The sequence below is a fragment of the Rhizobium sp. X9 genome (genome assembly GCF_018873185.1).
Lineage (GTDB): Bacteria > Pseudomonadota > Alphaproteobacteria > Rhizobiales > Rhizobiaceae > Agrobacterium > Agrobacterium oryzihabitans.
Genome location: NZ_CP071312.1, coordinates 1,714,868 through 1,739,331 on the forward strand (window position 1 = coordinate 1,714,868; position 24,464 = coordinate 1,739,331).

At 64.4% G+C, this 24,464-nt stretch carries 27 protein-coding genes; 22 read left to right on the forward strand and 5 right to left on the reverse strand.

Annotated features, from left to right (window positions below; all coding sequences use genetic code 11):
* The 11 genes from JZY08_RS22805 to JZY08_RS22855 all read left to right on the forward strand — a co-directional run bounded on the left by JZY08_RS22805 (position 1) and on the right by JZY08_RS22855 (position 9,440).
* Entirely contained in the window at positions 1-1,176 is a 1,176-nt protein-coding gene (locus JZY08_RS22805) for a replication initiator protein A (RefSeq protein ID WP_109614467.1), read from the forward strand.
* Positions 1,173-1,826 (forward strand): ParA family partition ATPase, encoded by a 654-nt coding sequence (gene parA, locus JZY08_RS22810; protein ID WP_109614468.1) that lies wholly within the window; start codon positions 1,173-1,175, stop codon positions 1,824-1,826. The genes JZY08_RS22805 and parA overlap by 4 nt, the downstream gene beginning before the upstream one ends.
* Positions 1,823-2,566 (forward strand): site-specific DNA-methyltransferase, encoded by a 744-nt coding sequence (locus tag JZY08_RS22815; protein ID WP_109614469.1) that lies wholly within the window; start codon positions 1,823-1,825, stop codon positions 2,564-2,566. Before parA ends, JZY08_RS22815 begins: the two co-directional genes overlap by 4 nt.
* The gene (locus JZY08_RS22820; protein ID WP_109614470.1) at positions 2,563-2,817 is read left to right on the forward strand and encodes a hypothetical protein; all 255 of its coding nucleotides are present in this window, start codon (positions 2,563-2,565) and stop codon (positions 2,815-2,817) included. Before JZY08_RS22815 ends, JZY08_RS22820 begins: the two co-directional genes overlap by 4 nt.
* Positions 2,814-3,299: a DUF2840 domain-containing protein gene (locus tag JZY08_RS22825; RefSeq protein ID WP_109614471.1), complete on the forward strand. Its 486-nt coding sequence runs from the start codon at positions 2,814-2,816 to the stop codon at positions 3,297-3,299. Before JZY08_RS22820 ends, JZY08_RS22825 begins: the two co-directional genes overlap by 4 nt.
* Positions 3,296-3,841, forward strand: a complete 546-nt coding sequence (locus JZY08_RS22830) for a S26 family signal peptidase (protein WP_109614472.1) — start codon at positions 3,296-3,298, stop codon at positions 3,839-3,841. The genes JZY08_RS22825 and JZY08_RS22830 overlap by 4 nt, the downstream gene beginning before the upstream one ends.
* Positions 3,842-3,886: 45 nt before the next feature.
* Complete coding sequence (locus JZY08_RS22835; RefSeq protein WP_109614473.1) at positions 3,887-4,222, forward strand: DUF736 domain-containing protein; 336 nt, start codon at positions 3,887-3,889, stop codon at positions 4,220-4,222.
* Entirely contained in the window at positions 4,223-4,990 is a 768-nt protein-coding gene (locus JZY08_RS22840) for a lytic transglycosylase domain-containing protein (RefSeq protein WP_109614474.1), read from the forward strand. It abuts the gene before it with no gap.
* Between the two features lie 243 nt (positions 4,991-5,233).
* Positions 5,234-6,973 carry a VirD2 family relaxase/mobilization nuclease gene (locus tag JZY08_RS22845; RefSeq protein ID WP_216331769.1) on the forward strand — a complete coding sequence of 580 codons (1,740 nt, stop codon included), beginning with the start codon at positions 5,234-5,236 and terminating at the stop codon, positions 6,971-6,973.
* A gap of 24 nt (positions 6,974-6,997) precedes the next feature.
* Positions 6,998-8,983 carry a conjugal transfer protein TraG gene (locus JZY08_RS22850; RefSeq protein ID WP_109614476.1) on the forward strand — a complete coding sequence of 662 codons (1,986 nt, stop codon included), beginning with the start codon at positions 6,998-7,000 and terminating at the stop codon, positions 8,981-8,983.
* Between the two features lie 4 nt (positions 8,984-8,987).
* Positions 8,988-9,440: a CopG family transcriptional regulator gene (locus JZY08_RS22855; protein WP_109614477.1), complete on the forward strand. Its 453-nt coding sequence runs from the start codon at positions 8,988-8,990 to the stop codon at positions 9,438-9,440.
* Positions 9,441-9,496: 56 nt separating this feature from the next.
* On the opposite strand, the gene JZY08_RS22860 is transcribed toward JZY08_RS22855, so the two are convergent.
* Complete coding sequence (locus tag JZY08_RS22860; protein WP_216331770.1) at positions 9,497-10,783, reverse strand: PHB depolymerase family esterase; 1,287 nt, start codon at positions 10,781-10,783, stop codon at positions 9,497-9,499.
* A gap of 444 nt (positions 10,784-11,227) precedes the next feature.
* Here JZY08_RS22860 and trbB point away from each other — a divergent pair, with 444 nt between their 5' ends.
* The 11 genes from trbB to JZY08_RS22915 are packed head-to-tail and all read left to right on the forward strand — an operon-like array spanning position 11,228 to position 20,858.
* Entirely contained in the window at positions 11,228-12,226 is a 999-nt protein-coding gene (gene trbB / locus JZY08_RS22865; protein WP_216331771.1) for a P-type conjugative transfer ATPase TrbB, read from the forward strand.
* Positions 12,223-12,552, forward strand: coding sequence for a TrbC/VirB2 family protein (locus JZY08_RS22870; RefSeq protein ID WP_109614480.1), 330 nt, complete (start codon positions 12,223-12,225; stop codon positions 12,550-12,552). The genes trbB and JZY08_RS22870 overlap by 4 nt, the downstream gene beginning before the upstream one ends.
* Positions 12,552-12,833 carry a VirB3 family type IV secretion system protein gene (locus tag JZY08_RS22875; protein WP_109614481.1) on the forward strand — a complete coding sequence of 94 codons (282 nt, stop codon included), beginning with the start codon at positions 12,552-12,554 and terminating at the stop codon, positions 12,831-12,833. The genes JZY08_RS22870 and JZY08_RS22875 overlap by 1 nt, the downstream gene beginning before the upstream one ends.
* A gap of 10 nt (positions 12,834-12,843) precedes the next feature.
* Entirely contained in the window at positions 12,844-15,354 is a 2,511-nt protein-coding gene (gene trbE / locus JZY08_RS22880) for a conjugal transfer protein TrbE (RefSeq protein WP_109614482.1), read from the forward strand.
* A gap of 8 nt (positions 15,355-15,362) precedes the next feature.
* Positions 15,363-16,118, forward strand: coding sequence for a P-type conjugative transfer protein TrbJ (gene trbJ / locus JZY08_RS22885; protein WP_109614525.1), 756 nt, complete (start codon positions 15,363-15,365; stop codon positions 16,116-16,118).
* A gap of 16 nt (positions 16,119-16,134) precedes the next feature.
* On the forward strand, positions 16,135-16,422 hold the full coding sequence (trbK-alt, locus tag JZY08_RS22890) for a putative entry exclusion protein TrbK-alt (protein WP_109614483.1): 288 nt from the start codon (positions 16,135-16,137) through the stop codon (positions 16,420-16,422).
* A gap of 3 nt (positions 16,423-16,425) precedes the next feature.
* Complete coding sequence (trbL, locus tag JZY08_RS22895; RefSeq protein ID WP_216331772.1) at positions 16,426-17,784, forward strand: P-type conjugative transfer protein TrbL; 1,359 nt, start codon at positions 16,426-16,428, stop codon at positions 17,782-17,784.
* Positions 17,781-18,470: a conjugal transfer protein TrbF gene (gene trbF, locus JZY08_RS22900; RefSeq protein ID WP_109614485.1), complete on the forward strand. Its 690-nt coding sequence runs from the start codon at positions 17,781-17,783 to the stop codon at positions 18,468-18,470. The genes trbL and trbF overlap by 4 nt, the downstream gene beginning before the upstream one ends.
* The gene (gene trbG / locus JZY08_RS22905) at positions 18,467-19,495 is read left to right on the forward strand and encodes a P-type conjugative transfer protein TrbG (RefSeq protein WP_109614486.1); all 1,029 of its coding nucleotides are present in this window, start codon (positions 18,467-18,469) and stop codon (positions 19,493-19,495) included. The genes trbF and trbG overlap by 4 nt, the downstream gene beginning before the upstream one ends.
* Positions 19,492-20,622, forward strand: coding sequence for a TrbI/VirB10 family protein (locus tag JZY08_RS22910; RefSeq protein WP_109614487.1), 1,131 nt, complete (start codon positions 19,492-19,494; stop codon positions 20,620-20,622). The genes trbG and JZY08_RS22910 overlap by 4 nt, the downstream gene beginning before the upstream one ends.
* 2 nt (positions 20,623-20,624) lie before the next feature.
* Complete coding sequence (locus JZY08_RS22915; RefSeq protein ID WP_109614488.1) at positions 20,625-20,858, forward strand: DUF2274 domain-containing protein; 234 nt, start codon at positions 20,625-20,627, stop codon at positions 20,856-20,858.
* Here the strand turns inward: JZY08_RS22915 and JZY08_RS22920 are convergent.
* The 4 genes from JZY08_RS22920 to JZY08_RS22935 form a co-directional block, all read right to left on the reverse strand.
* Entirely contained in the window at positions 20,803-21,756 is a 954-nt protein-coding gene (locus tag JZY08_RS22920; RefSeq protein ID WP_109614526.1) for a LysR family transcriptional regulator, read from the reverse strand. The two genes, JZY08_RS22915 and JZY08_RS22920, sit on opposite strands and share 56 nt — an antisense overlap.
* A gap of 125 nt (positions 21,757-21,881) precedes the next feature.
* Positions 21,882-22,787: a VOC family protein gene (locus JZY08_RS22925; protein WP_216331773.1), complete on the reverse strand. Its 906-nt coding sequence runs from the start codon at positions 22,785-22,787 to the stop codon at positions 21,882-21,884.
* 35 nt (positions 22,788-22,822) lie between these two features.
* Complete coding sequence (locus JZY08_RS22930) at positions 22,823-23,425, reverse strand: 2-hydroxychromene-2-carboxylate isomerase (protein ID WP_216331774.1); 603 nt, start codon at positions 23,423-23,425, stop codon at positions 22,823-22,825.
* Positions 23,422-24,417, reverse strand: coding sequence for a dihydrodipicolinate synthase family protein (locus JZY08_RS22935; RefSeq protein ID WP_216331775.1), 996 nt, complete (start codon positions 24,415-24,417; stop codon positions 23,422-23,424). The genes JZY08_RS22930 and JZY08_RS22935 overlap by 4 nt, the downstream gene beginning before the upstream one ends.
* Positions 24,418-24,464 lie beyond the last annotated feature (47 nt).

Below are 24,464 nucleotides of genomic sequence, written 5' to 3' on the forward strand. Positions count from 1 at the left end.
ATGACGGTGCGACGTCGTTCCCTTGCCGAACGTGGGCAGCTCGACCTGTTCAGGGCGCTCCCGGGCGACTTCGCTCCACGAGACGCGCAGGATCTCATGGCCTATCCCTTCTTCTCCCTCGCCAAGTCGAAGCGCGTTGCGCCCATCGACTTCGCCGCCGGCAACGTCACGATCAGGGTCGAGGCGGTCCCCGATCATGGCATGGCCACCATCTGGGATGCCGACATCCTGATCTGGGCCGCCAGCCAGATCGTCGAAGCCCGCGACAACGGGCTCCGAACTTCCCGGCTGATGGCCGCCACGCCCTATGAAATCCTCACCTATGTCGGTCGCGGCACGTCGCTTCGGGACTACCAGCGCCTGAAGGCCGCACTCGACCGGCTGCAATCGACAACGATTTCCACCTCGATCCGGCAACCGGCCGAAGGCCGCCGCCACCGCTTCTCTTGGATCAACGAGTGGCAGGAGCGCACCGATCGCAACGGCCGCCCGGACGGCATCGAGATGATCGTGCCAGACTGGTTCTACCAGGCCGTCCTCGACGATGCCCTCGTGCTGACCATTGACCGGACCTATTTCGACCTGACCGGCGGCCTCGACCGCTGGCTCTACCGCCTGGTGCGCAAGCACGGCGGCCGTCAGCAGGGTGGCTGGCGCTTCGACTTCCACCACCTCCACCAAAAATCCGGCAGCCTGTCGCCCTTCAAGCGCTTCGCCTTCGAGTTGCGCGACATCATCCGCCGCCAGCCGCTGCCGGGCTACACGCTGTTCCTGGAGGCCGAGATCGGCGGGCGGATGCTGCTCGCATTCGAGCCCGTTCCGCCCTGTGGAAAACCTGTGAATGGCCTCGTGCTATCGGGAACCCAGGCTATCGTGCTATCGGGAACCGGACCATCGTGCTATCGGGAACCGAAACCGGCCCTAATGCACGGAAAACAATCACGAAATAGCGCCCTTAACTTAGAGTCTAACATAGACTCTAACCTTGAAGAGCGCGCGCGCGATGTGGAAAACCTCATCCGCGACACCGCCCGAAGCCTCCGCGTAGAGGCAAAGAAGAAGGCATCCGCCGCCCCTCCGGCATCTCGATCCGCCTCCGATCAGGAGGCGGCGACAGGCCTCGACGACGCCGGAGCACCACGCCTTCCTCTCGATCTTCCGGGAGGTGGCAAATGATCATCGCGCTCCTCAACCAGAAAGGCGGCGTCGGCAAGACGACACTGGCGCTGCACATCGCCGGTGAACTGGCCGGCCGAGGCAATCGCGTCACCTTGGTCGACGCCGATCCGCAGGGATCGTCGCTCGACTGGTCGCAGCAGCGTGCCCGCGAGGGTCTGCCCCGGCTTTTCGGCACCATCGGCCTCGCGCGCGACACGCTGCACCGGGAAGCACCGGAGCTGGCCCGCGATGCCGATCACGTCGTCATCGACGGCCCGCCCCGCGTCGCCGGCCTCATGCGCTCCGCGCTTCTCGCCGCCGACCTGGTGCTGATCCCGGTGCAACCGTCGCCTCTCGATGGCTGGGCCTCGGCCGAGATGCTGGCCCTCCTGGCAGAGGCCCGCATCTACCGGCCCCAGCTCGTCGCCCGCTTCGCGCTCAATCGCTGCGGCGCCCGCACCGTCATCGCCCGCGAGACGGCCGAAACACTCGCCGACCACGATCCGCCGATGCTCGCCACCGCCATCGGCCAGCGCGTCGTCTTCGCCGACGCGGCGCAGGCCGGGCGGCTGGTTCGCGAGATCGACCGCCAGTCTCCCGCCGCCCGCGAGATCGCGGCGCTCACCACCGAAATCGAAGGGCTGGGCATCGGGAGGGCCGCGCGATGACCATCCTCACCGGCGATTGCCGCGAAGAAATGCCCTGGCACGCCCCCTATGACATGATCCTTGCCGATCCGCCCTATGGCGACACCTCGCTCGCCTGGGATCGGCGCGTCGAGGGCTGGATTGCGCTGGCGCGCGCCGCCCTCCGGCCGACCGGCTCGCTCTGGGTCTTCGGCTCGCTGCGCTGCTTCATGGCGACCGCCGACCGCTTCGCCGATGCCGGCTTGCGGATCGCGCAGGAGATCGTCTGGGAAAAGCAGAACGGCACCGGGTTTCATGCCGACCGCTTCAAGCGTGTGCATGAGCTGGCCGTGCAGTTCTACCCGGCCGAGACGGCCTGGCGGGACATCTACAACGACGTCCAGACCACGCCCGATGCAACGGCGCGGACGGTTCGCCGCAAGCGTCGCCCGCCCCATACAGGCCAGATCGACGCCGGGCATTACGTTAGCCACGATGGCGGGCCGCGCCTGATGCGTTCGGTCATCTATTTACGCAATTGCCACGGCCGGGCAATCCATCCGACCGAAAAGCCGTCGGCACTCCTGGAAATCCTTATCCGCACCAGTTGCCCGGAAGGCGGCCTGGTCGGCGACTGGTTCGCCGGTTCGGGCGCTGCCGGAGAAGCCTGCCGGCTCTCCGGCCGGCGCTACATCGGCTGCGAGATCGACCCTGACATGGCCGAACGTGCGCGGGCGCGCATCGCCACGGTGCTGCCGTTCCATGACGGAGGCGCGTCATGACGGTGCGCAGCGACAGGCGCGGCTTTGCAGCGCGCCCGACCGATCCGGACGGCTGGATCAAGGCCGGTGACGCATCCACAGCGCGCGAATGCACTGCGCCGGCCAACACCGCCCGGCTGACCATCGACGTCACGCCCGCAATGCGTGGCCGCATCAAGGTTGCGGCGTTCAATCGCGGCATCACGGTCGCCGACATGCTGCGCGAACTGCTCGCGCGCGAATTTCCCGACACGTCAGGAGATCGCCCATGATTGGCATCGGTTCCCATGACGATGATCTCACCCGTGTCGAACTGACGTGGGTGGAGAAGAAGATCGAATACTGGATAAGGTTCGGCCACGCGACTGGTGAGCAGATTCTCGACCGCAGCCGCCGCGTCGTCTCGTTCTCTCCCGGTGCAGTCTTTGCTTTCGTGCGTTGGGCGTCGAATGACTACGGCACCGTCATCTCGCGTATCGACATCCTGCGCGCGATAACGCCCGGCAGCGCCTATCAGACGCTGCCCTTCGTGCGGCCGGGCGGCGAGATCCTGCTGAAGATCGAGGGCTGGCCCAAGGTCGAGTCCGTTCTTCGCCATGTCCAGGCGATCGAGGCCTTCGGAGTCGATCCTGCCGAGGCCGATCCCGATCACTGGCGCCATGTCGCCCACTGGATGAACGCGGGCGAAGCGCCGCGTCCCTACACGATGGAGCGCCATTCCGCATGGCTACGCCGCCGGGGGATGGGGCTATGACCCGCGCCCGTTATCTCGTCGTGACGGTCGCGGCCGTGTTCACTGTCGCCCTCGCCAGCGGTATCCAGATCGCGCCCAGACTGGTCTGGAACGCATCGGCCAGCGTGCCGATCGGCTTCTACACCATCGCTCCGGCGGATGGGCTCGACGTGTCCGATCTGGTCGCAGTCATGCCGCCCGAACCGCTCTCCGCCTTCATGATGGAGCGCGGCTACGTCGCCCGCGACGTGCCGCTCCTGAAGCGCGTCCTCGGCTTGCCGGGACAGCGCGTATGCCGCAACGGCCACACGATCACCGTGGACGGGATCGAGATGGGCGAGGCGTTGGAGCGCGACAGATTCGGCCGCGACCTGCCGGTCTGGCAGGGCTGCCGCGTCATCGCCGAGGGCCAACTCTTCCTCATGAATCTGGATGTCCGCGACAGTCTCGACGGCCGCTATTTCGGCCCTCTGCCTGCCTCGACCGTGATCGGCCGGGCCACCCCGCTTTTCACCGACGAAGACGGCGATGGCCGCTTCGTCTGGCGCGCGCCGATGCGGTGACGGCGTGTCATTCGCAACCTCACCGCACAACAGGAGACCACGATCATGGCCCAGATTGGACATTTCACACGCACTCAATCCGGCTTCGAAGGCGAGTTTCGGACGCTCGGCATCCGCGAAAACATCGCGCTCGTTCCCGCCGAGCCGTCGGAGGTCGAGAACGCGCCGAAATATCGCGTCCTGCTCGGCGGCGACGAAGGCCTCGATATCGGAGCGGGCTGGAAACATGTCGGTGAACGCGCTGGTGAGTTCGTCTCAATCACGATCTACAGCCCGCTCCTTGGCGGCACTTTCCGCGCAAATCTCTTCCGGGCTGGTGACGACGATTCCGCTTGGGTGCTGCACACCAACCTGCCTTCCAAAAAGCGGCAGGAGGACTGAATGGCGGCGGTCCGACACCGCGCACGCGCCGGACGCGATTCCACCGTCCGGCGCTCAGCGCTCCTCTTTCTTCTTTCCGGCCTTATCTTCACCTCAGCCGCGTCGCCCGCTGTGCTTGCACAGGTCTTGCCACTATCGCGCGCTTCAGCAGCGCATCCGCACGCGGCGCACATCACCGAAGCATCGCAGCGTTTCGGCATCCCGGCGGCATGGATTGTCGCTGTGATGCGGGCCGAAAGTGCGGGCCATGTGCGCGCCGTGTCTTCGGCAGGCGCGATGGGGCTGATGCAGGTCATGCCCGACACCTGGGCCGAACTGCGCATCCGCTATGGTCTCGGCCGCGATCCTTATGACCCGCGCGACAATATCCTCGCAGGCACCGCCTATCTGCGTGAGATGTGGGACCGCTACGGCAATGTGGCCGCGATGCTCGCGGCCTACAATGCCGGTCCCGCCCGCTATGACGAATACCGGATGGCGGATCGTCCGCTACCCACTGAAACGCGCGCCTATGTCGCTACGCTTGCGCCCATGCTGTTCGGCGAGCAGCCTTCGGGCGACGCATCCGCTGTCGCTAGGCCGCTCGACTGGCGCGAGGCGGGGCTCTTCGTTTCGCGCGGCGGTGACGCTTCCTCCGCCGATCCGGCTACGCTCGACCGCGCGCAGGACGATACCAATTCCCTCGTTCCGGCGGCACCCGAGGCGCTCACCGACTTGCAGCCCGAGGGGCTCTTCGTCGCCCGCAATGCCGGTGAGGACCGACCATGAGCGGCTCCGCAGTTTTTCGCGCTGCATCGGGCTCTGGCGCATCATGGACGGCGCTGGGGGTGGCGGCAGGCACCACGACCGGAAGATGGCGAGATAAAAAGGCGCACGGTGCGCTTCGGTTGGGCGGTTGTTTTTGCGGGGTTTTCCGGTGCGTTCCGCACCGTGCGGCGCTGGCGCGCACCGTGCGCTGCGCACCCATCTTCTTGAATTTACATCCTGTTCTGCACCGTGCGGGCCAGCGCCATGTCCGATGAGCGCGAGTTCCGCATCCGTCCGGGGCGCATCCGCTCGACCCGTGCGCAGCAGGTCCGGCCTTTCATCGCCCAGGCGCTCGCCGCCGCGCAGAAGGCCGGCGGGCGGGTCTCGCGCTCCGGCAAGATCACCTCCGGCAAGCGATCCCGCTTCGGGCGCGGCCAGCGCGCCAGTATCCAAGCCAATCGTCTCCTCACCGGGCGCTCGCGCATCGTCGTGATCAAGACCCGCGTGGTGCGTCATACCGCACGTTCCGCCCCGCTCGGCGCGCACCTCAATTACCTGCGCCGCGACGGTGTGACCCGCGATGGGGGAAGGGCGCGGATGTTCGGCCCGGAGAACGACGACATGGATGCCCGCGCTTTCGCCGAGCGATGCGGGGATGACCGGCATCATTTCCGCTTCATCGTCTCCCCGGAGGACGCGGCGGACATGACCGACCTCAAGGCCCATGCCCGAGAGCTGATGGGCCAGATGGAGAAGGATCTCGGCACGCGCCTCGATTGGGTCGCCGTCGATCACTGGAACACCGACAATCCCCATATTCATATCATCCTGCGCGGCCGCGCGGATGACGGTCAGGACCTCGTGATCTCCCGCGACTACATCAAGGAAGGCATGCGCGCCCGCGCGCAGGATCTCGTCACGCAGGAACTCGGCCAGCGTACCGATCTGGAGATCCATCGCAATCTGGAGCGGCAGGTCGAGGCGGAACGCTGGACGGTACTTGACCGGCAGCTTGTTCGCGATGCCGGGAAGTCGGGCATACTCGATCTCGCCCCGCTTGCCGACCGGCAGCCAGATGCGCTTCACACGCTGAAGGTCGGTCGGCTGCGCACCCTCGAAATCCTCGGCGTGGCTGGTCAGGTCGGGCATTCGCAATGGTTCATCAAGCCCGAGGCTGAAAAGGTGCTGCGCGAACTCGGCGAGCGTGGCGACATCATCAAGCGCATGCACCGTGCCCTGACCGAGCGCGGCATCGAGCGGGGCTCGGCCAGCTATGTCCTCGCAGGCGAGAGCCTCGACGTTCCCGTCATCGGCCGCCTGGTCGAGCGCGGACTTGATGACGAGCTGAAGGGCACGGCCTATGCCGTCGTCGATGGCGTCGATGGGCGCAGCCATCACATCAAGCTGCCGCATATCGACGCTGCCGGCGATAGCCCGCCCGGTTCGATCGTTGAGTTGCGCGCCTACGAGGATGCGAACGGGCAGCGCCGGGTCGCACTGGCCGTCCGCTCTGATCTCGATCTCGCCGCACAGGTCGGCGCCACCGGCGCGACCTGGCTCGACCGGCAGGCCATCGCCCGCGAGCCTATTGCCCTGTCGGACAGCGGTTTCGGCGCGGAAGTCCGTCAGGCGATGGACGCGCGTGCCGAGCATCTCATCGGTGAAAACCTCGCCGAGCGGCAGGGCGGCCGCGTCGTCTTCGCGCGCCGGCTGCTCAACACGCTCCGCAATCGGGAACTGCGGGCAGTCGGAGAGCAACTCGCCTCCGAGACCGGCATGCCGTTCAACCGCACCGGAAGCGGCGAATATGTCGCCGGCACCTATCGCCAGCGCCTTGCCCTCGCTTCCGGGCGCTTCGCCATGCTCGATGACGGCCTCGGCTTCCAGCTCGTGCCTTGGTCGCCCTCCCTCGAAAAGCAGATCGGCCGCCATGTCTCCGGCGTCGCCCGCGACGATGGCGGCGTCGATTGGGATTTCGGGCGCAAGCGCGGCCTCGGCCTCTAGCCTCAACCGGAAAGGACCAATGCAATGTCCGCGACCAAGATCCTCTGGGGACAGATCACCGTTGTCTTTCTCATCATCCTCGTCACCACCTGGGGCGCGACACAGTATGTTGCCTGGAGCCTCGGCTATCAGCCGCAGCTCGGGCCGCCCTGGTTCGTGCTGTTCGGTGTGCCGGTCTATTATCCGCCCACGCTCTTCTGGTGGTGGTATTTCTACGAAGCCTATGCGCCGCCGATCTTCGCCAAGGGCGGGATCATCGCAGCGTCAGGCGGCTTCATCGCCATCGCCGTCGCCATCGGCATGTCGGTCTGGCGGGCGCGCGAGGCCAAGAACGTTGCCACCTACGGCTCGGCACGATGGGCCGAGAAGAACGAGATCAAGGACGCTGGCCTCCTCGATCCCGATGGCGTGGTTCTCGGCCGCTACGAAAAGGAATACCTGCGCCATGACGGGCCGGAGCATGTGCTCTGCTTCGCGCCGACCCGATCCGGCAAAGGCGTCGGCCTCGTCGTCCCGTCGCTGCTGACTTGGCCGGGCTCTGCCATCGTCCATGACATCAAGGGTGAGAACTGGCAGCTCACCTCCGGCTTTCGGTCGCGCCATGGCCGTGTCCTGCTCTTCGACCCGACCAACTCCAAATCCTCGGCCTACAATCCGCTGCTCGAGGTGCGACGCGGCGAGTGGGAAGTGCGGGACGTTCAGAACATCGCCGACATCCTCGTCGATCCCGAAGGCAGCCTCGACAAACGGAACCATTGGGAAAAGACCAGCCATTCGCTTCTCGTCGGCGCGATCCTGCATGTTTTGTATGCGGAGCCCAACAAAACCATGGCCGGTGTTGCCAGGTTCCTTTCCGATCCGAAGCGTCCGGTCGAATCTACACTGCGCGCCATGATGGAAACCCGGCATCTCGGTGAGGCCGGGCCGCACCCGGTTGTTGCCAGCGCAGCACGCGAACTGCTCAACAAATCCGACAACGAACGCTCGGGAGTCTTGTCGACGGCCATGTCTTTCCTGGGGCTTTATCGCGACCCCGTCGTCGCCGAGGTTACGCGCCGGTGCGACTGGCGGATCAGCGATATAGTCGGCGGCGAGCAACCGACCACACTCTACCTTGTCGTGCCGCCGTCCGACATCAACCGCACCAAGCCGCTGATGCGGTTGCTGCTGAATCAGGTTGGCCGCCGCCTGACCGAGGATCTGCAGGCGAACGTCGGGCGACACCGGCTGCTGCTGATGCTGGACGAGTTTCCGGCCTTGGGGCGGCTGGATTTCTTCGAGACGGCCCTGGCCTTCATGGCGGGCTACGGGCTGAAATCGTTTCTGATCGCGCAGTCGCTGAACCAGATCGAGAAAGCCTATGGACCGAACAATTCGATCCTCGACAACTGCCATGTCCGCGTGAGCTTTGCGACGAATGACGAACGCACCGCCAAGCGTGTATCCGATGCCCTCGGCACCGCCACCGAGATGAAGGCCATGAAGAACTACGCTGGCCACAGATTGTCGCCCTGGCTCGGGCATCTCATGGTCTCGCGCTCGGAGACAGCCCGCCAGTTGCTCACACCGGGCGAGATCATGCAGCTTCCGCCCACCGAAGAGATCGTCATGGTGGCGGGCATCCCACCGATCCGGGCGACGAAAGCACGCTATTACGAAGATGCCCGGCTTCGGGAGCGCCTCCTGGCGCCACCGGAATTGAAGCAGCCCGACGAAGCCCGTCCCGACGACTGGACCTCGCTGCCGATCCCGGCGCGGCCGGAGAGCGCTGAGGCTTCTTCCGATCTATCGGTCGATGATGAAGATCCCACCGAATCCGAACGCCGGCTGCAACCGGAACTTAGCCGTGCGAAGCCGGTGGAGAAGAAAAAGCCTATCGAGAACGAGTTTGAGGCTGGGTTGTCGGATGACCTCGATGAGGAGGTTGTCCAGAACCAACGCATGATTCGTCATGTGCAAGGCATCGCGCGCCAAGTGGCGATGGACCCCAATGATGGCATGGATCTGTAGTGCTATGACCAACCCTCGGAAGAAGAAAAAGGTCTCAGTTTATCTGGACCCGAACATCGAGAAGATCCTGGCGGATTTCGCCGCGCGCCGGGATCAGTCGCAATCCATGATCGCGGAAGCCGCCATCGCCTCGTTCCTGTCGCCGGACGATGCAGAGCGCCGGGAAGCGATCATCGCCCGACGTCTCGACCAACTCGACCGCCGCATGAGCCGAACGGAGCGCGACATAGGCATCGCCGTCGAGACCCTGGCCGTCTTTATCCGCTTCTGGCTAACGACCACGCCAGCCCTGCCGGAACCTGCCGCGCAGGCGGCGAAGGCCAAGGTTGGCGAGCGGTACGAGGCGTTCATCACCGCGCTCGGGCGCCGTCTCGCACAGGGGCCGAAGCTGCGGCAGGAGATTTCCGAGGACATGGCCGGAGCAAACCCGTCAACAGAAGAGTTGAACGGACCTTAGCTTTGAACCCGGTTCCGGCGTTCGGTCAGAATGAATCAGATGTGGGCGAGGCCGTTTCACCTACGCTGCTCGAACAGCCAGTCGCGGACGGCGGGGATGTCGTAGGCGTAGATCCATGTGTTGACATGGCCCGCGCCGCCCGTGTTTGCGCCGCCTTCGGGCAGCACAGAGCCGGGGGTAAAGGTGGTGAAGAACACGTTGCTGTCCGCCCCCGCCGCCCGGATGGCGGCCACCGCCTCGGCCTGCGCCTTGGGTGCGGCCCTGGCATCCAGGCTGCCGCGCGCGACCTTGGCCCCGTTGGCCTTTAGCACCTCCATGATGGCGGTCATGCCGGGGAACGCCTTGGTGTCGTCCTCGGACACGATGACCCAGAGGTTGTCGTGGGCCAAGGGCGCGGTGACGGCGGGGTCCCATTGCCCGGCGACGCACAGGGTGCCGGCGAACAGGTCGGGATGCGCCACCCCCAGCGCGATGCTGGTCATGCAGCCGCCCGACTGGCCGGTGGTATAGATGCGGTCGCGGTCGATGGCATGCTCGGCGGCCAGCGCCTCCAGCAGTCGCGGCAGCATCGCGACATAGACCGAGGTCTGCGAGGCATCGTTGGCCAGCGGCACCGGGAACTGCGGCGCCAGCACAAAGGCCGGGTGCCGCGCCTGATCCTCGGGGCTGGCGAAGGACACGGCGCCCAGCCCCTGTTGCAGGGTGCGGCGCGGGTTCGATCCGGTCACGCCGGCATCGTGCAGGAACATCACCAGCGGATAGTCCTGCCCGGCCTCGGCGCCCGCGGGGATATACAGGTTGTAGTCCAGCAGCAGGCCGGTTTCGGGATCGGTGAAGCGGAACTGGCGGAAATCGTCGACGATCAGGTTGGTAACGCGGGTGTTGATGACGCCCTTGTCCGTGGCTGCCAGCACCCCGCCATCGGCCAGCGTTAACGGGGCTGCCAGATGCACGATCAACTGCGGCGCTTCGTCCACACCGGGGGCGAAGACGACTGCGGCCTCGTCCGCCGGATCGAGTTCGAGGATTGCGAAGCGGCCATCCGCGGCGGGCGCGTCGAGGTCCGGCACGGTCGTCACCCGGACCGACAGGATGCGGCGGCCGTCCACGGCAAAGCTGTCGGGCGACAGGGCGGCGGCCGACAGCGGGGCCGCGAATTCGACGATGGCCGCGGTCACGTTCTGGCTGCGCCCGAACACCTGCGTCACGGCTGTGACGCTCGCGATAGTGTCGGTGACAAAGACACTGCGGTTCACCGCCGGCCCGCCGCCGCCCGGCTCCTGTGCTATGGCTGCAGGCGGGATGGAAAGGACCAGAAGGGTGAAAAGGTAAGCGAACTTCATGGCCCGGATCCTCGGCTTGCCGGCTCACGGGCCGGATTGATGTCGATCATGCGCATCTGTGGGACGGAGGCGACCTGAGCGACCATCACCCATACGGCCCGCATTGCAACCTTATCCGCCTACACGTCTGCGTCAGGTAGTCCCGTCGCAAGGAAGCACAGGATTTCCGTTTTGTCCTGCGCTTGCCAATCACGCTCCGCTCCTGCGGCGGAAGACGGACAACTCTCGCGAACAGCCATTTTCATCGAATCAATTGGCTGGGCTGGAGATCGCTATGAGTCGCTTGCAGTGTTCAAGGCGGGACAGACTACACCGCCGTTCTCCTGTATTTTTAACCCACACTACTACGACGCTAGATACTTGTTGAACCAACCCGTTTTGGGTCTCTTTTAGTCATCCCCATCCGGGGATCGTCTCTCGCCTCCCCGGTGGAACGGGGACGAGATGGCAGGCATCAAACACAAACAAGCAACGGTGGACCGCGGCGCACGTATGCTCCGGACGGCGCTCGGGCCTGCCATCTCAACCTTGTTGCAAGATCCGTCCGTTGTCGAGGTCATGCTGAACCCCGATGGCCGGATCTGGGTGGACCGCCTGTCCGCCGGGCTGGCCGACACCGGCGCGATGCTGTCCGCTGCCGATGGGGAACGCATCGTGCGGCTGGTCGCCCATCATGTCGGTGTGGAAGTGCATGCCCGGAGCCCGCGCGTCTCGGCAGAATTGCCGGAAACAGGTGAGCGGTTTGAGGGTTTGTTGCCGCCCGTCGTAGCTGCACCCGCCTTCGCGATCCGTAAACCCGCAGTCGCGGTGTTCACGCTCGAAGATTATGTGGCCGCCGCCATCATGACCGCAGGCCAGGCGGAAACGCTACGCACGGCTGTCACATCCCGCGCCAACATTCTCGTCGCGGGCGGCACGTCCACCGGGAAGACGACCCTTACCAATGCGCTGCTCGCCGAGGTGGCGAAGACGCATGATCGCGTCGTCATCATCGAAGATACCAGAGAGCTGCAATGCGCCGCGCCCAACCTCGTCGCCATGCGGACCAAGGATGGCGTCGCCAGCTTGTCTGATCTGGTGCGGTCGTCGCTGCGCCTGCGCCCGGACCGCATTCCCATCGGCGAGGTGCGCGGCGCCGAGGCGCTCGATCTCCTCAAAGCCTGGGGCACCGGCCATCCGGGCGGCATCGGCACCATCCATGCCGGTTCCGGCATCGGTGCCCTGCGCCGCCTCGAACAGCTTATCCAGGAAGCCGTCGTCACCGTGCCGCGCGCCATGATCGCGGAGACCATCGATCTTGTTGCTGTCCTCTCCGGTCGCGGCTCCGCGCGCCGGCTGTCCGAACTTGCCCGCGTCAATGGGCTCGGGCCGGACGGCGACTACCGGATTTCCCCCGCTTTTTCAGAACCCGACACCACTCACACCACTGGAGAACCTGCATGATCCGTTGCGCCTTCCCTATCCGTCACCATGTCGCAACTGCCGCCACCTTTGCTTGGGTGAGCCTGATGACGACACCGGCCTTTGCCTCGGGCTCCTCCATGCCCTGGGAGGCCCCGCTGCAGTCCATCCTCGAATCCGTTGAAGGGCCGGTGGCCAAAATCGTCGCGGTGATCATCATCATCGTCACGGGCCTGACGCTGGCATTCGGCGATACCGGCGGCGGCTTCCGGCGCCTGATCCAGATCGTCTTCGGCATCTCGATCGCCTTCGCCGCGTCCAGCTTCTTCCTTTCGTTCTTCAGCTTCGGCGGCGGAGCGCTGGTGTGATGGCGGCGAGTTTCGAGGCGCTCGATGCAGTGCCGGGCTTCAGCGTGACGGTCCACCGCGCCCTGACCGAGCCGATCCTGCTCGGCGGCGCACCGCGAAGCGTCGCCATCCTGAATGGCACGCTGGCCGGGGCCGTGGGCCTCGGCCTCCAGCTCTGGTTCGCCGGCATCCTGATCTGGGCGGTCGGCCACATTGCAGCCGTCTGGGCGGCAAAACGCGATCCGCTCTTCGTCGAGGTTGCGCGCCGTCATCTCCGTATTCCCGGCCATCTCTCGGTGTGAGGCACGTGCCATGATGAATCTTGCAGAATACCGCCGCACCGCATACCGCCTTGCCGATTATCTGCCCTGGGTGGCGCTTGTGGGGGAGGGTGTTGTCCTCAACAAGGACGGCTCGTTCCAGCGCACGGCAAAGTTTCGTGGGCCGGACCTGGATTCCGCCGTCGCGGCCGAGCTGGTCGCGGTGGCCGGACGGCTGAACAATGCCTTCCGCCGGCTTGGCTCGGGCTGGGCCATCTTCGTCGAGGCACAGCGGTCGGAAGCTGCAATCTACCCGGCGAGCCGTTTCCCCGATCCGGCCTCGGCGCTGGTCGATGCCGAGCGGAAAGCTGATTTCGAGGAGGAAGGCAGCCATTTCGTCTCGGGCTACTTTCTCACCTTCCTGTGGCTTCCTCCAGCCGAAGACGCCGCGCGTTCGGAATCCTGGCTTTATGAGGGGCGCGAGACCTCGGGTGTAAATCCATGGGAATTGGCGCGCAGCTTTGCCGATCGTACCGACCGCGTGCTGGCGCTGCTCGACGGCTTCATGCCCGAATGCCGCTGGCTCGATGATCCCGAGACGCTGACTTATCTCCATTCGACGATCTCGACCAATCGGCATCGTGTCTGCGTGCCGGAGACGCCGATCTATCTCGATGCGCTGTTGGCTGACCAGCCGTTGACCGGCGGGCTGGAGCCGCGCCTGGGCAATCAGCACCTTCGGGTACTGACCATCACCGGCTTTCCGGGCACGACCACACCCGGCCTGCTCGACGAGATGAACCGGCTGGCGTTTCCCTATCGCTGGTCCACCCGCGCCATCCTTATGGACAAGACTGACGCGACCCGGCTGCTGACGAAGATCCGGCGGCAATGGTTCGCCAAGCGTAAGTCCATCGCCGCCATCCTGAAAGAGGTGATGACCAACGAGCAATCCGCGCTGGTCGATACTGATGCAGCGAACAAGGCCGCCGATGCGGACATGGCCTTGCAGGAACTCGGCGCGGACATCGCCGGCATGGCCTATGTCACGGCGACCGTCACCGTCTGGGACGAGGACGCCCGCCGCGCAGACGAAAAGCTGCGGCTGGTCGAGAAGATCATCCAGTCCCGCGATTTCAGCGTCATGGTTGAGACGGTCAATGCCGTCGACGCCTGGCTCGGCAGCCTGCCCGGACACGCCTATGCCAATGTCCGGCAACCGCCAGTCTCGACGCTCAACCTTGCCCACATGGTCCCTTCGTCTGCCGTGTGGGCGGGGCCGGAACGGGACGACCACTTCGGCGCACCCCCGCTGCTCTACGGCAGAACCGAAGGATCGACCCCGTTCCGGTTTTCCCTGCATGTCGGGGATGTCGGCCATACGCTTGTCGTTGGGCCGACCGGCGCGGGCAAGTCGGTGTTGCTGGCACTGATGGCGCTGCAGTTCCGCCGCTACGCGCGATCGCAGGTCTTCGCATTCGATTTTGGCGGCAGCATCCGCGCCGTATCGCTCGCGATGGGTGGGGACTGGCATGATCTCGGCGGCGAGCTGACCGACGCTTCCGAGACTTCTGTTTCGCTGCAACCGCTGGCGCGCATCCACGAGACGGCCGAACGTGCCTGGGCCGCTGATTGGATCGTCGCGATCCTGATGCGCGAGAATATCCAGATCACGCCGGAGGTGAAGGAACACATCTGGACGGCGCTGACCTCGCTTGCCTCTGCGCCCGTTGGGGAACGGACGATCACCGGCCTTGCTGTGCTGCTTCAGTCCAACGATCTGAAGCAGGCGCTGCGCGCCTATTGCGTAGGTGGTCCCTATGGCCGACTGCTCGATGCCGAGGCAGAACATCTCGGCTCCGCCGATGTGCAGGCGTTCGAGATCGAGGGCCTTGTCGGGACCGGCGCGGCGCCTGCCGTCCTGTCCTACCTGTTTCATCGCATCGGCGGCAAATTGGACGGGCGGCCGACGCTGCTGATCATCGACGAGGGTTGGCTGGCGCTGGATGACGACGCCTTCGCGGAACAGCTCCGCGAATGGCTGAAAACCCTGCGCAAAAAGAACGCCAGCGTCATCTTCGCTACGCAGAGCCTGTCCGACATAGATGGTAGCAAGATTGCCCCGGCCATCATCGAAAGCTGCCCGACGCGGCTTCTGCTGCCGAACGAGCGGGCCATCGAGCCACAGATCACCACGATCTATCGCCGCTTCGGCCTCAATGACCGACAGATCGAGATCCTCGCACGGGCTACACCGAAGCGGGACTATTACTGCCAGTCCCGGCGCGGCAACCGGCTGTTCGAGCTGGGCCTGTCCGAGGTCGGCCTCGCGCTCTGCGCGGTTTCATCAAAATCCGATCAGGCGCTGATCGACGAGATCTTCGCCGAACACGGCCGCGATGGCTTCCTCGCCGCATGGCTCAAAGCGCGCGGCGTCGACTGGGCCGCCGATCTGATCCCGGACCTCAGCAATCTGGCCACCGAAAGCGACGATCTGTCGTCCCTCATTCTCGATGAGGACGAGTTCGAGTTCACCCTGGAAGAAGAGGAGATTACCCCATGACGCGCACGATGCCCCGGATTTCTCGCATGGCCAGCGCCTCCATGTTTGCGCTGACGCTGGCCTTTCCCGTCACGCTCACGCCCGTGCTGACGAGCCCGGCCCATGCCTGGCGCATTGTCTATGATCCGTCCAACTACGCGCAAAACGTGCTGACGGCGGCTCGCACCCTGGAGCAGATCAACAACCAGATCACCTCGCTTCAGAACGAGGCGCAGATGCTGATCAACCAGGCCCGCAACCTCGCGAGCCTGCCGCACAGTTCGCTTCAGGCGCTCCAGCAGAACGTTCAGCGCACCCAGCAGCTTCTGGGCCAGGCGCAGAATCTCGCCTTCGAGGTCGGCCAGATCGACCAGGCATTTCAGAGCCAATATGGCAATGTCTCGCTCTCCGCGACCGACGCCCAAATGGTCGCGGATGCCCGCTCTCGCTGGGAGAACACCGTCGGCGGCTTGCAGGACGCCATGCGTGTGCAGGCTGGTGTTGTCGGCAACATCGACGCCAACCGTGCCGAGATGGCAACGCTCGTCGGCGAAAGCCAGGGAGCGACCGGCGCGCTTCAGGCGACCCAGGCCGGCAACCAGCTCCTCGCCCTGCAATCGCAGCAGCTCTCCGACCTGATCGCGGTCATCTCGGCCAATGGCCGGGCCGATGCCTTGTCGGAAGCGGAGCGGGCGACCGCCGCCGAACAGGGGCGCATCCAACGCGAACGCTTCCTGACGCCGGGGTCGGGCTACCAGCCCGGCAACGCACAGATGTTCAACTGAGGCGGGGGAGAAGATCATGGAAAGAAAGGTGCTGGCCCGGATCGCGGCCATCGTTTTCGTTGCTGTTGCGATCACCACGGCGATCATCGAGACGACGCGCGAGGAAGCGCCCGCGCCAGCACCTTCTGCTTCAGCGCGTCAGACTCCGCCCGATCCCCTGCGCCTCGACCAGAGGCGTTGCCAGCAAATGGGTGAGGCCGCGGCTAGTGACCCCGACTGCCTCCGCACCTGGTCCGAGACCCGTGACCGTTTCTTGGGTCGGACGCCCGCGCAGGCGGCTCCCGGCCCGAACGGGGAGCGTTAAACCATGGGCGGAACGGGGGTCATCGACAACTTCCTTGGCATCTTCACGAGCTACATCGACTCCGGCTTCGGCCTGCTTGGCGGTGAGGTTGCCTTTATCGCGACGACGCTCATTGTCATCGACGTGACACTCGCCGCCCTGTTTTGGGCATGGGGCGCTGACGATGATGTGGTCGCCCGGCTGGTGAAAAAGACGCTGTTCGTCGGCGTCTTCGCCTACATCATTTCCAACTGGAACAACCTCGCCCGGATCGTCTTTGAGAGCTTTGCCGGTCTTGGCCTGATGGCGTCGGGCACCGGGTTTTCGGCCGCCGATCTTCTGCGACCCGGTCGCGTCGCTCAGACCGGTCTCGAGGCCGGGCGGCCACTGCTCGAATCCATCTCCGATCTGATGGGCTGGGTCGCGGTATTCGAAAACCTCGTGCAGATCCTCTGCCTGTTCTTCGCCTGGGCGCTGGTCATCCTCGCCTTCTTCATCCTGGCGATCCAGCTCTTCGTGACGCTGATCGAGTTCAAGCTGACCACGCTCGCCGGCTTCGTGCTGATTCCCTTCGGCCTCTTCGGCAAGACCGCCTTCATGGCCGAACGGGTGCTCGGCAATGTGATCTCCAGTGGTATCAAGGTTCTGGTCCTCGCCGTCATAATCGGTATCGGTTCGACGCTCTTCGGCCAATTTACTGCCGGCTTCGGCGGCGCGACGCCGACTATCGATGATGCCATGGCCATCGTGCTGGCGGCCCTTTCCCTTCTCGGCCTCGGCATTTTCGGACCCGGCATCGCCACGGGCCTCGTGTCTGGTGGCCCGCAACTCAGCGCCGGTGCCGCTGTCGGCACGGGTCTCGCCGTTGGTGGCGCGGCAATCGCTGCCGGTGGTGCGACCATGCTCGCCGCGAAGGGTGGTGGCGCCGCACTCTCCGGTGGTGCTGCATTCGCGCGCGGCGGCGCCTCCGCCGCCGGCGCTGCCTCATCAGCCTATACCCTTGGCTCCATGGGCGGGTCCGGCGCAGCCGGTATCGCATCCGGGCTTGGCGGTGTAGCGCGCGCGGGTGCGTCAGCGACCGTCTCGCCCCTGAAGCATGCCGCCGCCCGCGCCACCGACAGCCTGAAATCCAGTTATTCGGATGGCGTCAAGGGCGGGTTCGGAGCCTCCGGTGGCAGCTCCTCGATGGGCACGGTCGGCGGCACCACATCCCGCGAGCCGGCATCTCCTGCGACCACCGATAGTCCGCCAGCCTGGGCACAGCGCATGCAGCGCGGCCGGGCCATGAGCCATGGCGCTTCCACCGTCGCCCATGCCGTCCGTTCCGGCGACAGCCACGGCGGCGGTTCCTCCGTCAGTCTTTCCGAAAGTGACCGCACATGAACATCTTCAAACGACCAGCAACCCATTACGGCAAGACGCCAGAACCGGAGACACCTTACCAGAAGGCCGCACAGGTCTGGGATGAGCGGATCGGCTCAGCCCGTTTGCAGGCACGGAACTGGCGCTACATGGCCTTCGGCTGCCTGATCCTGTCCGCAGGCTTTGCCAGCGCTCTTGTCTGGCAATCGGCGCGCGGGACGGTCGTGCCCTGGGTCGTACAAGTAGATAGTCTCGGCCAAGCGCAAACCGTCGCGCCTGCTGTTGCCGACTATCGCCCCACCGATCCACAGATCGCCTTCCATCTCGGCCGCTTCATCGAGCAAGTCCGCGCGATCCCGGCAGATGCGATCATTGTCCGGCAGAACTGGCTCCGTGCCTATGAGTGGACTACCGATCGCGGCGCGGCCGCCTTGAACGACTACGCCCGCAACAACGATCCCTTTACCCGCGTCGGCCGCCAGCAGGTCGCCGTCGAGGTGTCATCCGTCATCCGGGCTTCGCCGGATAGCTTTCGGGTTGCCTGGACCGAACGCCACTATGAGAACGGGCAGCTCTCCACCACGGAGAGGTGGACCGCGATCCTCACCATCGTGATCCAGACCCCGCGCAACGCCGAGCGCCTGCGCGCCAATCCCCTTGGAATCTACGTCAACGCGATCAACTGGTCGCGGGAGATGAGCCAATGACCCGCACGCCTTTCCGCGAAGCCGCGTTTCCGGCTTTCCTTAAACCCGCCTTCGCGGCTTTGCTGCTTTCCGCCACCATGCTGACGGGCTGCGCGACCAACAAGCCGCCGCAATTCAGCTACGACGCCGACGTGTTGCCGCTGCCCACCGTGCAGGCCGCCGCCACGGACAACCGGCCCCGGCCCCTGCACGTTCCCCCGGCATGGACCGTGGCGCGCGGCGGCACCACAGCCGGCACGCCGACCGGCCGCGTCGAGAACGCCAATGCCGCCGCCCGCGTCGAGCCGCGCCGAGAAGGCTACTACAACGCGATCCAGATCTATCCGTGGTCGGAAGGTGCGCTCTATCAGGTCTATGCAGCGCCCGGCCAGATCACCAATATCGCGCTGGAGCCGGGCGAGAGCCTGACCGGGGCGGGACCGATTGCGGCAGGCGACACGACGCGCTGGATCATCGGCGACACCGAAAGCGGCTCAGGCTCGAACCGTCGTGTCCATATCCTGGTGAAACCGACGCGCCCGGACATTTCCACTAACCTTGTCGTGACCACCGACCGGCGCACCTACATGATCGAGTTGCGTGCGCGGGAAGCGCTCTACATGCCTTCCGTGGCATGGGCTTATCCCGCGCCGCCGGCAGGGAGCCGAGTGACCACGCCGACCACGCCCGCCATCCCCGCCGAGGCAGCCCGTAATTATCGCTACGGATTGCAGGTGCGGGGCGACAGCCCGCCATGGCGACCTGTTTCCGTCTTCGACGATGGCCGCCGTGTTTATGTCGTTTTCCCGCGCGGTATCGTGCAGGGCGAAATGCCGCCTCTGTTCGTCATCGGGTCGAACGGAGAAACGCAGATCGTCAACAGCCGCGTGCACCAGAACGTTTTGATCGTGGATCGCCTCTTCGGCGCGGCCGAGCTGCGCCTTGGCAGCGGCGACCGTCAGCAGGTGGTCAGGATCGTTCGTATGGAACAAACGCAGGCCGCGATCCCGCCGGTCCGCACGACCACAGGAGGATCGTCCTCATGAGTGAGACCGAAACCGTCGCACCCATGCGGCTTCGTGCGGAACCGCCCCGCGTCACTCGCCTTTCCAGGAGAGTGCTGGCGGGCGTTGGCGGGATCGCGCTTCTCGGCATCTCGGGCGCACTGATCTATGCGCTCCAGATCCGTGATGCAGGGCCTGGAGGTGAAGAACTGTATTCAACGGAAAATCGTTCCACAGCGGACGGCCTAGCCGGTCTGCCGCGCGACTACACCGGCCCCGTTCTGGGGCCGGCGCTGCCTGGCGATCTCGGCCGACCGATCCTTGAGGCACAGAACAGAGGGCAGCCAGTGATGCCGGCAGCGATCACGACGCCCGCCGTTGATCCAGAGGAACAGCGCCGTCTTGCCGAGGAAGAAGCGGCCCGCCTCAGCAACGTGTTCTTCCAGTCGGGGCCGCGTTCCGGCGGGACAGCGGGAACGGCCATGCCCGGTATCGCCGGGATTGGCGGACAACAACCCGATGGGTCCGGGCAGAACCGACATGCCGCCTTCCTCAACGGGCCGGTGGATCGACAAACCGTCGCCCCGGATCGTGTCGCGCCGCCGGCATCGCCCTATATCCTTCAGGCCGGGGCCGTGATCCCGGCCGCGCTCATCACCGGCATCCGTTCCGATCTGCCCGGACAGATCACCGCGCAAGTCACCGAGAACGTTTACGACAGCCCGACCGGCGCGCTGTTGCTGATCCCGCAAGGCACCCGCATCATCGGCCAATACGATGACGGCGTGACCTTCGGCCAGCGCAGGGTGCTCTTGGTGTGGAATCGCCTGATCCTGCCGGGCGGCCGCTCCATCGTTCTGGAGCGCCTGCCGGGCGCGGATGCTTCGGGCTACGCCGGACTTGAGGATGGCGTCGACTATCATTGGTGGGATCTAATGAAGGCGGCTGGCCTCTCCACGCTGCTCGCAGTCGGCACGGAGCTGGCGACCAGCGACGAAGATCGGCTGATCCGCGCCATCCGCGACGGGGCGCAGGATACCGTCAATCAGGCCGGCCAGCAGATCGTCCAGCGCCAGTTGCAGGTTGCGCCGACGCTCACCATCCGACCGGGCTTCCCGGTCAGGATCATCGTCACCCGCGACCTTGTATTCGAGCCCGCCGGAGGTTGACCATGACCAAGCTGAAACTCGGCCCGCTGCCCGACGACAAGCCCGTCAAGGTGATGGTGGAGCTGCCCGCGCCGCTTCACCGCGATCTGGTCGCCTATGCCGAGGTGCTCGCCCGCGAGAGCGGCCAGCCCGCCGCCGATCCCGTCAGGCTGATAGTGCCGATGCTGGAGCGCTTCATCGCTACGGATCGGGGGTTTGCGAAGGCACGGCGCTCCGCCCGGTCTCCAAAGGTGTAGGTCTGACGGCCATTGCCTTTGCCAGACTAAGGAACCGACGGAAAGCGGGATTGTCGTTGCTTGCAGACCAGACGGCCGAGAAGGGCAGAACCTCACCGAGGATTGGCCGGTAAACAACACCAGGAAACTGTGCAACGGTCATGGCCTCGCTTACCAGCGTTAGCCCCCGGCCGAACGCAACCAATGGCACGAGATTGTCCCGGCTGATATGCTGTACCTGAATATCGGGATGCCGGCCGAGGTCTGCCAAACAGCGAACCAAATGATCGTGAATCTCCTGCCCTGGGGCGGTTTCGCTCACAATGAAGGTTTCGTCGGCGAGATCGCGCCACACCAGTTCTTCCCTCTTGGTCAGGGCGTGACTGTCGGGCAGGACAACGAACACACGTTCCGACCACAAGGGTGCGCGTTCACAGTCTGGCCATTCCCGAGTTCCGGTAATGAACGCGACGTCGAGGCTGAGTTGCCGGATTGCCGCCACATGTTCGGCAGGGTTCCCATCTACCATCTCTATGCTAACATTGCGGTAGCGCTTGCCAAAGCTTACCAGCAATTCAGTAAGAAAGCCGGAAGCGATCGAGGAATAGATGCCGATCTTGACACGACCTTGCTCGGATCGCCCGACAGAGGCGACATCTTGCGCTCCTATCCCGACAGTTCTGATGGCCTGCCTGGCTCGCACAAGGAAACGCTGTCCGGCATAAGTCTGCGACACGCCCCATGTGTGCCGGTGAAACAAAGACGCGCCGATCTGGTCTTCGAGGTCGGCGATACACCGGCTTATTGTCGACTGTGAAAGCCCGAGTGCGGCGCCGGCTTTGCGAAAGCTTCCATGCTCGGCTGCAGCTACAAAATAACGGAGATGGCGAAGCTCAATCCAATCTGAATGCCTCGGCATTTCGGTTTCGGCACAATCCATTAATATCCCCAACATCGGCCGGCTAGCGCGGAGTGGAGCCTAAGAAAACTAAAGACGCTCAAATCGCGCTGGTCCGCGCCATAGAGGCGCGGACCAGTTCTTGCTCAGGAGCCAGTCTTGAAACTTTCAGGGAAGGGTGCCCCCCACGAGCTGAAGATGGTGGGCTGATCGGCAGTCCACATCTTCGGCCCGGCTTTACGATCCACGCAGCGCGGCATCTCGCCCGACAGTTCGTAGCGGTTACCGCAGGGGGTCCAGAAATACGAGTAGATGTTGGAACCGACCCCATGACGTCCGGGACCAGCTTCGGTCATGACGCCCCCGCGAGCGACCTGGTCGAGCATCATCTTCATGTATTCGAGGTTCGGGATGGTCCAGGCGAGGTGATCGAGGGTTTCATGCGGCGCGCCGGCGAACATCGCGACATCATGGTGGTAGTCGCCGACATGCATCCAGGATGCCAGGCGACCGTTACCGCCGGGAAAGTCCACGATGTCGGACGCATGAAAATCGACGTACTTCGAGAGGAATTCGATCGTTTGCGTTGCGTCAGGCCCCACGCGCAACGTGATATGGTCCAGATCCACCGGCGCGAGACCGCCGAGATGGTTGGCCCCACGCCGGGCCGGATTGTAATAGTGCTGACGCACCTCGGGTTTGCGCAGGGCGATCTGCATCTTCTGCTTCTGCGGCGGAAGATCGAATTCGATCACCTTCGCAACGCCGGGGTCCGGGTCCGTCATTTCGCGCACTCCGACACCCGCCTCCTCCACGCGGCGGCGATAGTGCGCCAGATCTTCCTCATCATCCGCGGCGATCGCAAAGCTGATGACGCCGGTGCCTCCTTCGGTCACGGCGAGGTCATAGGTTCCGTCCGTGCCGCAGGTCAGATACACACGTCCGTCCTGACGCGCGATCTCTTCCAGCCCGAGAACCTTGGTGTGGAATTCCAGCGATTCCTCAAGGTTTTTCACCCTTAGCGTCGCATGAGATAGTTTTTGCAGGGACATGAGAGGCTCCTCCTCCGTTTGAAGTTTATTGAAAGTTAGATACGGATGCCCTGGCTCAGGGCATCCTCCATGAAGGCAAGGCGGTCGTTGCCCCACCACATTTGATCGCCGACGATCATGGTCGGAACACCAAAAACGCCGGCCTCATGCGCCGCCTGGGTCGCAGTTTTCAGACGTGCGAAGGCTTCCTCCGAGGCCGTCCAGGCAGCAAGCTCTTCCGGGTTCAGGCCGCAGGTCGAGGCCAGATCGTCCAGCAGGGCCGGATCTGTCGGATCCCCACCTTTCCCCCACACCCCATCCCAGGCGAGCCGGATGAAGTCAGGTCCTTTTCCCGCGTCATGCGCATGCAAAAAACTGCGGTTGAGCGCGCCGGTATCCAGTGACTTCGGAAATTTCAGAGGCACCCCGTAGCGGCCTGCCCAACGATCAAGATCGGTCTTGAGGTAGCGAATCTTCGTCGGAATGGCCACATTCGCAGGCCCGGTATTCCCAGCCAGCAGCTTCAGTTTTGGCAGATCGACGACATGGGGCCGGAGTTCCAGCCCGTATCGTTCACATATCCCGGGCAGCTTTTGAAACGCCAGATATGCAAACGGGCTCATGAAATCGAAATAGAAATCAAGGGCACGATTGCTCATGCCGGTTTCCCGCCGTCAAGTTCGGCCGCGAGCTTTGCCCATTGAAGGCCCGATTCACGGCCGCCGGCAAGAATCTGCTCGGGGACGACATGATACGGCGGCCGGCATGGCCCGGCCGTCATCCAGCCCGCAGCGTCCATGCGCGCTTTCTCGATTCCGATGTTGTAGACCGAGAATTCCCTGAACGACCCGTTCGGGAAAAGGGTGCGATAGGTAAAAGCGATCCGGTCCGTCAGCGCTTTTGCCTTGCTCCAGTCTCCCGTCCTGTGCGCGTTCGAGACGAGATCGCGCAACTGGATCACGGGCGACGGACCACAGACCGCACCGCTGGTCCAGAACGCCGTGCAGGCTTCCGGATCAATCCGCGCAGCCGCATAGTAGTCCACATCGAGCGGCATCAGGCGAATCCGGCGTTTCGTCAGGTTGATATCCGTATAGAGAGCCGCCGTGCTCATGTATTTGGCGGAAACGATCTGCGGGATTTCAGCGATCTGTGCCCAGAAAGCCCGTGGGAATTCAAACTTGAACGCTTCGGGATTGGCGTAGGCGCAAATCGCCACGTCAGGGCAGGAAGAGGCGACATCCCGGTAGAACTGAACCGCCGTCGGCACGTCAGGCGTGCACCACATCGGAAGGCCGAGCATGACACCATCGACACCGATCTCACGCACGGCCCTGGTCATGCGGATCGTATCGCGGGTGTTCAGGCTGGTCGTGCCGCCGAAGACTGGAACCCGCCCTCCGACCGTTTCAACCACCGTGCGCAGAAACGCCTGCTTTTCTTCCCAGGTCGTTGTCGCGGCTTCTCCAAGCGTGCCCTGCGTCAGGATGCCGTTTACGCCTGCCGCGACCAGAGCCTCGGCGGCGCGGGCGGTTTCATCCAGATCAACGGTATCGGTTGCATTGATGTCTGATGCGTTGGGTTTCGAAGGTGTGGGCATGATTGCCCAGCACCCGGTAACGTCATCGACGGTAAGTAGAGTTTTCTTCATAATTACCACTTTCGGTTCTGGGATCGCGCCAGATACCCGGCCTGATC

Coding starts and splice junctions, on each gene's coding strand:
- JZY08_RS22805 (WP_109614467.1), top strand. CDS start 1: ATGACGGTGCGACGTCGTTCCCTTGCCGAACGTGGGCAGCTCGACCTG.
- parA (WP_109614468.1), top strand. CDS start 1,173: ATGATCATCGCGCTCCTCAACCAGAAAGGCGGCGTCGGCAAGACGACA.
- JZY08_RS22815 (WP_109614469.1), top strand. CDS start 1,823: ATGACCATCCTCACCGGCGATTGCCGCGAAGAAATGCCCTGGCACGCC.
- JZY08_RS22820 (WP_109614470.1), top strand. CDS start 2,563: ATGACGGTGCGCAGCGACAGGCGCGGCTTTGCAGCGCGCCCGACCGAT.
- JZY08_RS22825 (WP_109614471.1), top strand. CDS start 2,814: ATGATTGGCATCGGTTCCCATGACGATGATCTCACCCGTGTCGAACTG.
- JZY08_RS22830 (WP_109614472.1), top strand. CDS start 3,296: ATGACCCGCGCCCGTTATCTCGTCGTGACGGTCGCGGCCGTGTTCACT.
- JZY08_RS22835 (WP_109614473.1), top strand. CDS start 3,887: ATGGCCCAGATTGGACATTTCACACGCACTCAATCCGGCTTCGAAGGC.
- JZY08_RS22840 (WP_109614474.1), top strand. CDS start 4,223: ATGGCGGCGGTCCGACACCGCGCACGCGCCGGACGCGATTCCACCGTC.
- JZY08_RS22845 (WP_216331769.1), top strand. CDS start 5,234: ATGTCCGATGAGCGCGAGTTCCGCATCCGTCCGGGGCGCATCCGCTCG.
- JZY08_RS22850 (WP_109614476.1), top strand. CDS start 6,998: ATGTCCGCGACCAAGATCCTCTGGGGACAGATCACCGTTGTCTTTCTC.
- JZY08_RS22855 (WP_109614477.1), top strand. CDS start 8,988: ATGACCAACCCTCGGAAGAAGAAAAAGGTCTCAGTTTATCTGGACCCG.
- JZY08_RS22860 (WP_216331770.1), bottom strand. CDS start 10,783: ATGAAGTTCGCTTACCTTTTCACCCTTCTGGTCCTTTCCATCCCGCCT.
- trbB (WP_216331771.1), top strand. CDS start 11,228: ATGGCAGGCATCAAACACAAACAAGCAACGGTGGACCGCGGCGCACGT.
- JZY08_RS22870 (WP_109614480.1), top strand. CDS start 12,223: ATGATCCGTTGCGCCTTCCCTATCCGTCACCATGTCGCAACTGCCGCC.
- JZY08_RS22875 (WP_109614481.1), top strand. CDS start 12,552: ATGGCGGCGAGTTTCGAGGCGCTCGATGCAGTGCCGGGCTTCAGCGTG.
- trbE (WP_109614482.1), top strand. CDS start 12,844: ATGATGAATCTTGCAGAATACCGCCGCACCGCATACCGCCTTGCCGAT.
- trbJ (WP_109614525.1), top strand. CDS start 15,363: ATGCCCCGGATTTCTCGCATGGCCAGCGCCTCCATGTTTGCGCTGACG.
- trbK-alt (WP_109614483.1), top strand. CDS start 16,135: ATGGAAAGAAAGGTGCTGGCCCGGATCGCGGCCATCGTTTTCGTTGCT.
- trbL (WP_216331772.1), top strand. CDS start 16,426: ATGGGCGGAACGGGGGTCATCGACAACTTCCTTGGCATCTTCACGAGC.
- trbF (WP_109614485.1), top strand. CDS start 17,781: ATGAACATCTTCAAACGACCAGCAACCCATTACGGCAAGACGCCAGAA.
- trbG (WP_109614486.1), top strand. CDS start 18,467: ATGACCCGCACGCCTTTCCGCGAAGCCGCGTTTCCGGCTTTCCTTAAA.
- JZY08_RS22910 (WP_109614487.1), top strand. CDS start 19,492: ATGAGTGAGACCGAAACCGTCGCACCCATGCGGCTTCGTGCGGAACCG.
- JZY08_RS22915 (WP_109614488.1), top strand. CDS start 20,625: ATGACCAAGCTGAAACTCGGCCCGCTGCCCGACGACAAGCCCGTCAAG.
- JZY08_RS22920 (WP_109614526.1), bottom strand. CDS start 21,756: ATGCCGAGGCATTCAGATTGGATTGAGCTTCGCCATCTCCGTTATTTT.
- JZY08_RS22925 (WP_216331773.1), bottom strand. CDS start 22,787: ATGTCCCTGCAAAAACTATCTCATGCGACGCTAAGGGTGAAAAACCTT.
- JZY08_RS22930 (WP_216331774.1), bottom strand. CDS start 23,425: ATGAGCAATCGTGCCCTTGATTTCTATTTCGATTTCATGAGCCCGTTT.
- JZY08_RS22935 (WP_216331775.1), bottom strand. CDS start 24,417: ATGAAGAAAACTCTACTTACCGTCGATGACGTTACCGGGTGCTGGGCA.